At 70.6% G+C, this 10,025-nt stretch carries 6 protein-coding genes; 4 read left to right on the top strand and 2 right to left on the bottom strand.

The window, feature by feature from the left end; genetic code table 11:
• Entirely contained in the window at window positions 1-2,088 is a 2,088-nt protein-coding gene (locus IPK37_01495) for an alpha-1,4-glucan--maltose-1-phosphate maltosyltransferase (GenBank protein ID QQS01186.1), read from the bottom strand.
• Between the two features lie 153 nt (window positions 2,089-2,241).
• Between IPK37_01495 and glgP the strand changes: the two genes are divergently transcribed.
• Window positions 2,242-4,821, top strand: coding sequence for an alpha-glucan family phosphorylase (gene glgP / locus IPK37_01490; protein ID QQS01185.1), 2,580 nt, complete (start codon window positions 2,242-2,244; stop codon window positions 4,819-4,821).
• Window positions 4,822-4,902: 81 nt separating this feature from the next.
• On the opposite strand, the gene glgX is transcribed toward glgP, so the two are convergent.
• Complete coding sequence (glgX, locus tag IPK37_01485; protein QQS02600.1) at window positions 4,903-7,014, bottom strand: glycogen debranching protein GlgX; 2,112 nt, start codon at window positions 7,012-7,014, stop codon at window positions 4,903-4,905.
• A gap of 200 nt (window positions 7,015-7,214) precedes the next feature.
• On the opposite strand from glgX, the gene IPK37_01480 reads away from it, so the two are divergent.
• The 3 genes from IPK37_01480 to IPK37_01470 all read left to right on the top strand — a co-directional run bounded on the left by IPK37_01480 (window position 7,215) and on the right by IPK37_01470 (window position 9,757).
• Entirely contained in the window at window positions 7,215-7,673 is a 459-nt protein-coding gene (locus tag IPK37_01480) for a hypothetical protein (protein QQS01184.1), read from the top strand.
• Window positions 7,673-8,452, top strand: a complete 780-nt coding sequence (locus IPK37_01475) for an enoyl-CoA hydratase/isomerase family protein (GenBank protein QQS01183.1) — start codon at window positions 7,673-7,675, stop codon at window positions 8,450-8,452. The genes IPK37_01480 and IPK37_01475 overlap by 1 nt, the downstream gene beginning before the upstream one ends.
• 114 nt (window positions 8,453-8,566) lie before the next feature.
• The gene (locus IPK37_01470) at window positions 8,567-9,757 is read left to right on the top strand and encodes an NUDIX domain-containing protein (protein ID QQS01182.1); all 1,191 of its coding nucleotides are present in this window, start codon (window positions 8,567-8,569) and stop codon (window positions 9,755-9,757) included.
• Window positions 9,758-10,025 lie beyond the last annotated feature (268 nt).

Raw genomic sequence — 10,025 nt, 5'->3', positions numbered from 1 at the left:
TTAGAACCGACGGGCGCTGATGATGTGGATCGGCTCGGTGTCCCGACCGAGGCGCACGAAGGCGTCCTGCCCCCACTGCCAGGACTGCCCCGTGATGAGGTCCTTGGCCACGAAGCCGGTGCCCCAATCAAACCCGAGCGCCGGCATGTCGAGGTGCACCCAGGTCTCCCGCGTGGCGTGCGGATCGAGGTTGGCCACCACGATGATCGTGTCCTCGCGGCCGGCCTGGACCCGACGCTTGCTGAAGACCAGCACGTTCTCGTCCTCGGCGGAGTGGAAGCGCAGGTTGCGCAACCAGTGCAGCGCGGGGTGGTCCCGGCGGATCTCGTTGACCGTCCGCAGGTAGTCGGCCATCCACAGGTCGCCCTCTTTGGCGCCGCCCGGCTCGTAGTCCCGCCAGCGGCGGTCCTTGAACTGGTACTTCTCGTTGTCGATCTGTTCCTCGACGCCGGGCCGCGGGACGGCCTCCATCAGCTCGTAACCGGCGTAGATCCCGTACGTCGGAACCAGCGTCGCAGCCAGCGCCGCGCGCAGCTTCCACGCCGTCGGGCCGCCGAACTGCATGTACGGCGTGAGGATGTCGTGCGTCGTCGGCCAGAAGCTGGGCCGCATGTAGGCGGCGGCCTCGCCGGCCAGCTCGCGGCAGTATTCCTCGATCTCCCAGCGCTGGTTGCGCCACGCGTAGTAGGTGTAGCTCTGCTGGAAACCGACCTTGGCCAGCGCCTTCATCATCGGCGGCTTGGTGAACGCCTCGGCGAGCCAGATCACCTCGGGGTGGGCCTTGGCGACGTCGGCGATGATCCACTGCCAGAACTCGACCGGTTTGGTGTGCGGGTTGTCGACGCGGAACAGCGTGACCCCGTGGTCGATCCACACCTGGATGACGCGCCGCACCTCGGCGTAGATGCCGGCCGGGTCGTTGTCGAAATTCAGCGGGTAGATGTCCTGGTATTTCTTCGGCGGGTTCTCGGCGTACGCGATCGTGCCGTCCGCCCGCGTCGTGAACCACTCGGGGTGCTCGCTCACCCACGGGTGGTCCGGGGAGCACTGCAGGGCGATGTCGAGCGCGACCTCCATGCCGTTGCGGCGGGCCTGCGCGACGAAGTGGTCGAAGTCCTCGAAGGTGCCCAGGGTGGGTTCGATCGCGTCGTGGCCGCCGTCGGGGCTGCCGATGGCGTACGGCGAGCCGGGGTCGTCCGGCCCGGACTCCAGCGTGTTGTTCGGGCCCTTGCGGTTCGTCGTGCCGATGGGGTGGATCGGCGTGAGGTAGATGACGTCGAAGCCCATCCCGGCGATCGCGGGGAGGCGCTCGGCGGCGGTGCGCAGGGTGCCGGTGGTCCAGGTGCCGGTCTTCTCGTCGTACCGGCAGCCTTCGCTGCGCGGGAAGAACTCGTACCACGCGCCGTACAGCGCGAGTTCGCGCTCCACCCGCAGCGGGTACTCGGGGGAGGGCGAGACCATCTCGCGCAACGGATGGTGGATCAGCTCGGACCGTACGGCGTCGCCGGTGCCCCCCGCGAGCCGTTCCTCGATGCCGAGCGAGCCGTCGCGCAGCCGCGCCGCGCCGGCGGTGAGCACCTCCCGGGCGTGCTCGGTGCGCGCGACGAGGTCGCGGGCCCGCTCCAGCAGCCGCGCGCCCTCCTCGAACATCAGCTCCACGTCGACGCCGGCCCGCACCTTGATGGTGGCGTCGTGCTCCCAGGTGGCGTACGGATCGCTCCACCCCTCGACCCGGAACGTCCACGACCCGGCCCGATCCGCCGACACCGTGGCGTCCCAGGTCATCAGGCCGACATTCGTGCACCGCATCGGCTCGGTCCGCTCGGCGCCGTCGGGGTCGGTCAGCACCACGCTGGCGTTGACCGCGTCGTGCCCCTCCCGGAACACCGTGGCGGTGACGACGAACTCCTCGTCGACGACGCAGACCGTGGGCCACGAGCCGGCCTCGATCGTGGGTTGGACGTCGAGGACGGGAATGCGCCCGATGGGGCGGCCCACGGGAAACGCCTCTTTGCGGACCGGCGCGGGGGAGACGTCGGGGACGGTGACGGGCCGGGGTTCGGCCTGGGTTCGCGGTGTCGCAGTCACAGGTAGGACGCTATCTGGTTCCGGGGGAGGTTCGGCGCCCCAGCGGTTGTGCTGTGTGCCCCGACAGCGTCAATGGGCGCGGAACCGGGGTCGCGGGCCGCCCCGGCCGAGCGGGCGCGGGGGGTGTCCGCGGCGTCGCCTAAACTCGGTCCCGTGAAGGCGATTCGACGTTTCAATGTCCGGTCTGTGCTGCCCGATTCGATCAGCGAGTTGGGGGAGCTGGCCATCAACCTGCGGTGGTCCTGGCACACAGCCTCGCGGAACCTGTTCGCGGAGACGGCGCCGGTGCGCTGGGCGAAGGTGGGGCACGACCCGGTCGCGCTCCTGTCCAGCCTCTCGGCCGCCGAGCTGGACCGGCTCGCCGCCGACCCGGAATACGTCGCGAAGGTCAAGGCGGCCTACGCGGACCTGCAGGCGTATGTGACCGGCGACCGGTGGTACCAGCGGTGGGCGGCCGAGGTGGGCACCGAGGTGCCCAAGGCCATCGCCTACTTCTCGGCCGAGTTCGGCATCACCGAGGTGCTCCCGCAATACTCCGGCGGCCTCGGGATCCTCGCGGGGGACCACCTGAAGTCGGCCTCCGACCTCGGCGTACCGGTCATCGGCGTCGGCCTCTTCTACCAGACCGGCTATTTCGCGCAGTCGCTCAACCGGGACGGCTGGCAGCAGGAGACCTACCCGGTCCTCGACCCCGACGGGCTGCCGCTGTCGCTGCTGCGCGACGCCGACGGCAAGCCTGCGGCGATCACCCTGTCGATGCCGGGGCACCGCACCCTGCGCGCCTTCGTGTGGAAGGCCCAGGTGGGGCGGATCCCGCTGCTGCTGCTCGACAGCGACGTGCACGAGAACGACCCCGACCTGCGCAGCGTGACGAACCGGCTGTACGGCGGGGGCGGCGAGCAGCGGCTCCTGCAGGAGATGCTCCTGGGCATCGGCGGCGTGCGGGCGCTGCGCCTCTACAGCGCCATGACCGGGGCGCCGGAGCCCGACGTCTACCACTGCAACGAGGGCCACGCCGGCTTCCTCGGCATCGAGCGCATCCACGAGCTGGTCACCCAGCGGGGCCTGACCTTCGAGGAGGCCCGCGAGGCGACCCGCGCGGCGACCGTCTTCACCACGCACACCCCGGTCCCGGCGGGCATCGACCGGTTCGGCGCGGACCAGATCCGGCACTTCTTCGGCGGCGACAACGCCCTGCCTGGGGTGCCCACCGAGAAGCTGTTGGCGCTCGGCGCGGAGACCTACCCCGGCGGGGACGGCGGCGTCTTCAACATGGCGGTGATGGGGCTGCGGATGGCCAAGCACGCCAACGGCGTCAGCCAGCTGCACGGCATCGTGAGCCGCGACATGTTCCACGGCCTGTGGCCCGGATTCGACGACACCGAGGTCCCGATCACCTCGATCACCAACGGAGTGCACGCCCCGACGTGGGTCGACCAGCGCATCTTCGACGTGGGCGCCTCGTTCGACCCGGACGAGGAGTCTTCCAGCGGCAAGCTGGCGCTCTTTGCGGCGCAGGCCACCGACGAGCAGATCTGGTCCGTGAAGCGAGAGCTACGCCAGACCCTCGTCGACATGGCGCGGGATCGGACCAAGGAGAGCTGGGTCCGCCGGGGCGCCTCGCCGGCCGAGCTCGGCTGGACGCAGGACATCCTGGATCCGGACGTGCTCACGATCGGGTTCGCCCGCCGCGTCCCGACGTACAAGCGCTTGACGCTCATGTTGCGCGACCCGGCGCGGCTCAAGAAGATCCTGCTCGACCCGCAGCGGCCCGTGCAGCTGGTGATCGCGGGCAAGTCCCACCCGGCCGACGACAACGGCAAGCGCCTGATCCAGAAGATGGTCCAGTTCGCCGATGACCCGACGGTGCGGCACCGGATCGTGTTCCTGCCGAACTACGACATCGGGATGGCGCGGCACCTCTACCCCGGGTGCGACGTGTGGCTGAACAACCCGCTGCGGCCGCTGGAGGCGTGCGGCACGTCGGGGATGAAGGCCGCGCTGAACGGCGGGCTGAACCTCTCGATCCTCGACGGTTGGTGGGACGAGTGGTACGACGGCCAGAACGGCTGGGACATCCCCACCGCCGACGGCGTCACCGACCCGGACCGGCGCGACGACATCGAGGCGGCGGCGCTCTACGACCTCATCGAGAACCGGGTCGCCCCGCGGTTCTACGACGTGGACGAGGCCGGCGTGCCCCGGCGTTGGGTCGCGATGATGCGGCACACCCTGGCCACGCTGGGACCCAAGGTCTTGGCGACCCGGCAGGTCCAGGACTACACGACCGAGCTCTACAAGCCCGCGGCCGACGCGCACCGCGCGATGGTCGACCGGGGCTTCGAGGCGGCGAAGTCGCTGGCGGCCTACCGGGTTCGGGTGGCCGAGAACTGGTCCAACCTGCACATCGACCACGTGGAGTCCTCCGGCGTCCCGGACGCCGTGCAGGTGGGGGACAGCTTCGCGGTCCGGGTGTTCGCCTCGCTGGGCGCCCTGCGGCCCGAGGACGTGGAGGTGCAGGTCGTGCACGGGCACGTGGACGTCAACGACCAGCTGTCTGCGACGGAGGCGAGCGCGCTGCCGGTCGTGGAGAGCTACGAGGGCGGTCGGCACCGCTTCGAGGGGGACCTCCGGGTGACCCAGACCGGTTCGTTCGGCTACACCGTGCGGATCGTGCCCACCCACAAGGCGATGACGACACCGGCCGAATTGAGCCTCACGGTCAACGCCTGACGATCAGCACTGCCCAGAGGGCGTCCCCCGCTCCGGCGGGGGACGCCCTCTGCAGTGTTTCCGCCGCGTGTCGGGACCGGCCTAACGGACCTGGTAGACCTGCATGGTCGCCGCGTCGACGCGGGTCACGTGGCCCGGGTCGATGAGGCCGCCGCCGGACCCGGTCGCGGCGCTCCAGCCGGAGTCCCACACGAGGTCGTAGGCGCGGCCCGGCTCCAGGGGCGGCATCCTCACGTCCTCGGGGGCGTGCTTGCCCTGGAAGACCAGCAGGAACGAGGCGCCGGTGATGTCGTCGCCGCGCAGCAGCATCTGCAGCACGCGGCAGCGGGGGTCCTCCCAGGATTCGCTCGTCATCGGCTCGCCGTACCGGCCGAACCACAGCACATCCACGCGACCGTCGCCGGGGCGCGGGTGGCTGGAGAAGAAGCTGCCCTGCCGGAACACGCGGTGCGAGCGACGCAGCCGCGCGAGGAAGCCGACGGTGTCCGCCAGGTCTTCCTGCCAGGGCTGCAGGTCCCAGTCGAACCAGCTGATCTCGTTGTCCTGGCAGTAGGCGTTGTTGTTGCCGCCCTGGGTGCGGCCGATGGCGTCGCCGCCGCAGAGCATGGGGACGCCGGTCGCCAGCAGCGTCGTGGCCAGCAGGTTGCGGATGCTGCGGCGCCGCGCGGCGAGGATCTGGGGATCGGTCGTCAGGCCCTCGACGCCGTGGTTGTACGACCGGTTGTCGCCGTGTCCGTCGCGGTTGCCTTCGCCGTTGGCCTCGTTGTGCTTGCTGGCGTAAGCAGTCGTGTCCGCGAGGGTGAACCCGTCGTGGGCCGACACGAAGTTGACGCTGGCGAGGGGGCCGCGGTCGTGATGGCCGAAGAGGTCCTCGCTGCCGGCCATCCGGGTGGCGAGTTCCCGCACGCCGTGCCCGCGGTATTCGCTGGCCGTCATGTCGATGAGCCAGTACGTGCGGATGGCGTCGCGGAACCTGTCGTTCCACTCCGTGAAGGGGGGTGGGAACTGGCCCGTCCGCCAGCCGTGCACGCCGCAGTCCCAGGGCTCGGCGATGAGCTTGGTCCGGGACAGCACGGGGTCCGTGCGCAGGGCGACGAGGAACGGGTTGTCGGGGTTGAAGTCGTGCCCGCGACCCCGGGCGAGCGCCACCCCGAGGTCGAAGCGGAAGCCGTCGACGCGGCACTCGTTCACCCAGTAGCGCAGCGAGTCCAGCACCATCCGGGAGACCATCGCGTGGCGCATGTCCAAGGTGTTGCCGCACCCCGTGACGTCGATGTCGTAGCCGCGTTCGTCGAGCCGGTAGTACGCCTCGTTGTCCAGTCCCCGCCACGACAGCGTGGGCCCGTTCTGGCCCTGCTCGCAGGTGTGGTTGTAGACGACGTCGAGGATCACCTCGAGCCCGTGGTCGTGGAAGGTCTGCACCATGGCCTTGAACTCGCGCACCTGGTCTTGCGGGTCGGTGGCTGCGGCGTACGCCGGGTGCGGGGCGAAGAACCCGAGCGAGTTGTAGCCCCAGTAGTTGGACAGGCCGAGTCGCTTCAGGTGCGGCTCGGAGGTGAAGGCGTGGACCGGCAGCAGCTCGACCGTGGTGACGCCCAACCGCAGGAGGTGCTCGATGAACGCGGGGTGCGCCAGCCCGGCGTACGTCCCCCGCAGTTCCTTCGGGATGCGCGGGTGCCGCATGGTGGCGCCACGGACGTGCACCTCGTAGACGATCGTTTCACCCCACGGGATGCGCCGCATCGGCGCTCCCCATTCGAAGGCGTCGTCGACCACGACGCCCCGGGGCACGTAGGCGGCGCTGTCCCGGTCGTCGATGTAGTGGTCGGGCCCGATGAGGTCCGGGCCGACGGTGTGCCCGTAGACCTCGGGGCGCAGGTCGACGCGGCCGGCGATGGCTCGGGCGTAGGGATCCAGGAGCAGCTTGGCGGGGTTGTGCCGCAGGCCGCGTTCCGGACGCCAGGCGCCGTGCACGCGGTAGCCGTAGCGTTGGCCCGGTCGGATCTCGGGGACCTCGCCGAACCAGACGCCGTGGATGCGGTCGGTGAGTTCTACCCTGCGTTCGGACTCGCCGGTCGCGTCGTCGGGCTCGAAGAGGCACAGCTCGACGGCGTCGGCGGCGGAGGCGAACACCGCGAAACCGGTGCCATCGCGAACCGGCATCGCCCCGAGCGGCGGCGGCAGATCCGGCATGTGGTGCACGCGCGACACTCTAGCGACAGCGGGGCCCTCCGCGTCGAGGCCGAGGGCGCCCATTGCCCGGGGCCAAAGGCGCCCACGGCCGCGGGCGGTTCGGTGCCCGAGCCGCGGACCAGGACGGAAGTGGCGCAGGCCATCCCGAACCCCCGGCCCTCGGCTGGTGTCGGGCGCCGACGCGCTACTAGGTTGTCGACATGAGCGATCCCACCAGCTTGCCCAACTTCCCGCCGCCCGCCGACGAGCAGCAGCTGCGGGGCCGGGTCCTCGACGCCCTGCAGGACGAGGGGTTCCGTCCCGACATCGACGCGGACGGCGACATCGCCTTCAAGGTCAACGGCCAGCAGTTGTTCGTGCACTGCTTCGAGGGCGACGTGCCGCTGATGCGGGTGTTCGGTCAGTGGCAGATCGACGAGGCGCTGCCCAGCGACGAGCTGACCCGGCTGCAGAAGTGCAACGAGCTGTCCCTGCGCCTGAACGTGGTCAAGGTCGGCCTCAACAACGAGACGCTTTTCGTCACCGCGGAACAGATCTGCACGCCCGAGGTCGACGCCAAGATGGTGTCCACGCTGCTGACGCAGCTCGTGCTCCAGGCGGTCCACGTCTGGCACGAGATGATGACCGGTAAGGACCCATTTGGGGAGGCGCAGGCCTGATGAGTGACTTCGTACGGCTCGAGGTGGACGGCGGGATCGCGACGATCCGCGTCGACAAGCCGAAGATGAACCCGCTGAACGCGGAGATCCAGGACGCGATCGGCGCGTACGCCGCGGAGGTGGACGCCCGCGACGACGTGGCGGCGGTGATCTTCTACGGCGGCGAGCGGGTGTTCGCGGCGGGCGCGGACATCAAGGAAATGCAGCAGATGTCGTACGTCGACATGGTGGCCCGCGCCAAGCACGTCGGCGGGTTCGCCACGGCCGTGCAGCGCATCGGCAAGCCCACCGTGGCCGCGATCGAGGGTTACGCCCTGGGCGCCGGCTGCGAGCTGGCCCTGGCCTGCGACTTCCGCTATGCGGCGAGCAACGCCAAGCTCGGCCAGCCCGAGGTGCTGCTCGGCCTGCTGCCGGGCGCCGGTGGGTCGCAGCGCCTGCCGCGGCTGATCGGCCCAGCCAAGGCGAAGGAGATGATCTTCAGCGGTCAGCACGTCGGCGCGGAGGAGGCCCTGCGCATCGGCCTGATCGACGCGATCGCCGAGCCCGGCCAGGTGTATGCGTACGCCCGGGAGCGGATGGCCATCTACGTGGGCGCCGCGGGCGTCGCCATCCGGCACGCCAAGGAGGCGATCGACCGCGGTCTCGAGGTCGACATCGACACCGGCGCGGCGATCGAGGCCATGCTCTTCGCGGGGGCATTTGCCACCAAGGACGCCCAGACCGGCATGGTCTCGTTCATCGAGAACGGCCCGGGGAAGGCCAAGTTCGAGGGCAAGTGAGCCGCGCAGGTTCGGCGCGGCACGGTCGATAGGGCGGCGGGACTCCGCGCGTGCGCACGCGGCGGCGTCCCGCCGTCGCCACCTGTCGCCGAATCGAGCGTGCCAGGGAGCATCATGAGGGAACCTCTGGCCCAACTGCGCTGGGCGGCGATGCGTGGTGCGTACCGACCGGAGCACCTGGCGGCGTACGCCCGGCAGACGGCCGTCGCCGCGCGCTTTCCGAACGTCACCTTCCTCGGGCCGTGCTTCATCCGCGAAGACGTGACCATCGAGGCCCGGAAGGACTACGGCCGCATCATCATCGGGCCCTGGGTGCACATCGGCGCGGGGACGGCCCTGCGCTGCCACGAGGGGACCCTGCGCATCGGCGCCAAGACCGTCTTCGGACGCGAATGCACGATCAACGCATGGCTGGACGTCGAGATCGGTGACGCCTGCCTTTTCGCCGACGACGTCTACCTGTGCGACTTCGACCACGTCACCGACCGCCTGGACGTGGCCATCAAGGACCAGGGCATCGTCAAGTCCCCGGTGCGGATCGGCGACGACGTGTGGCTGGGGACCAAGGTGGTCGTCACGCGGGGGACCCGCGTCGGGCACGGCTGCGCGGTGGGGGCGGCGTCGGTGCTCCGCGGCGACTTCCCGCCGTTGTCGGTGGTCGTGGGCTCGCCCGCGCGCGTCGTACGGTCCCGCGATCCGGAGGTGGAACGCGTCCGGCGGGCCGCCGGGATGGACTCCCTGCGCCTGCGGGACGCGGTGCGCGGGCTCGTGACCGATGATCAGGGGCGCATCCTGCTCGTGCACTACACCGTGCCGGACGAGGAGGCGCCGGTCGGCGTGTGGGCTTGCCCGGGCGCCGCGGTGGAGGGCGACGAGGACTCCGGGGCGGTCCTGCTCCGCGAGGTGGAGCGGGTCTTGGGCCTGCGCCTCGACGGCGTCGGCGACCCGGTGTGGGTGCGGGAGATGGTGCAGCCCTCCGACGAGGACGACGGGCTGCGCGAGACCTATCACCTGCTCGAGATCGAGGGCATCCCCGCCGGGCAGGTGGATATCGATGTCAGCCGGCTCGACGTGTCCGAGCACGTCGACGCGGTGCGCTGGTGGACGCTGGAGGAGATCGCGGAGGCACAGCGACGCCCCGAGGGTGAGGCGCGCCCCGCGGAGGGAGGCATTCCCGGCGTCGTTTTCTCCCCGCTGGCGCTCTCCCACCTGCTGGGGGACCTGTTCGCGCACGGTCGCCCGGAGACGCCGCGCCAGGTGCCCGCCGAGGGGGAGCGCCGAGTCCCGGGAGTCCGCCGCCACTGAGCGGCGTCGTGGACGTTCGTGGACCCTCGCGGGCGCAAGGCACGGGCGCCCGCCCGCGCGCTCCGATCGGGGACTTCGGGGCGTCCTGAGGCGTCACCGCATCGATCGGAGCGCCCGTGAGGTGGGTGTGGGCGGTATCACCCGGATCCCGGTCGAGGCGGCGGCCCCGGCAAGTTACTGTCGAGTTCACGGTGTTCGTGCGCTTCGTCCTGTCCGCGCCTGGGTGGTCCAGGGTGGTGCTGACCGCCCACGCCACCGCCGCGTCGAC

Origin of the sequence: Austwickia sp., assembly GCA_016699675.1 — a bacterium.
GTDB lineage: Bacteria > Actinomycetota > Actinomycetes > Actinomycetales > Dermatophilaceae > Austwickia.
This window is presented reverse-complemented; position numbering and strand designations above follow the sequence as displayed.

What these genes read in the sequence shown, in the direction of transcription:
- glgX (QQS02600.1), bottom strand. Translation starts at nt 7,014, where the DNA reads ATGCCGGATCTGCCGCCGCCGCTCGGGGCGATGCCGGTTCGCGATGGC.
- IPK37_01480 (QQS01184.1), top strand. Translation starts at nt 7,215, where the DNA reads ATGAGCGATCCCACCAGCTTGCCCAACTTCCCGCCGCCCGCCGACGAG.
- IPK37_01475 (QQS01183.1), top strand. Translation starts at nt 7,673, where the DNA reads ATGAGTGACTTCGTACGGCTCGAGGTGGACGGCGGGATCGCGACGATC.
- IPK37_01470 (QQS01182.1), top strand. Translation starts at nt 8,567, where the DNA reads ATGAGGGAACCTCTGGCCCAACTGCGCTGGGCGGCGATGCGTGGTGCG.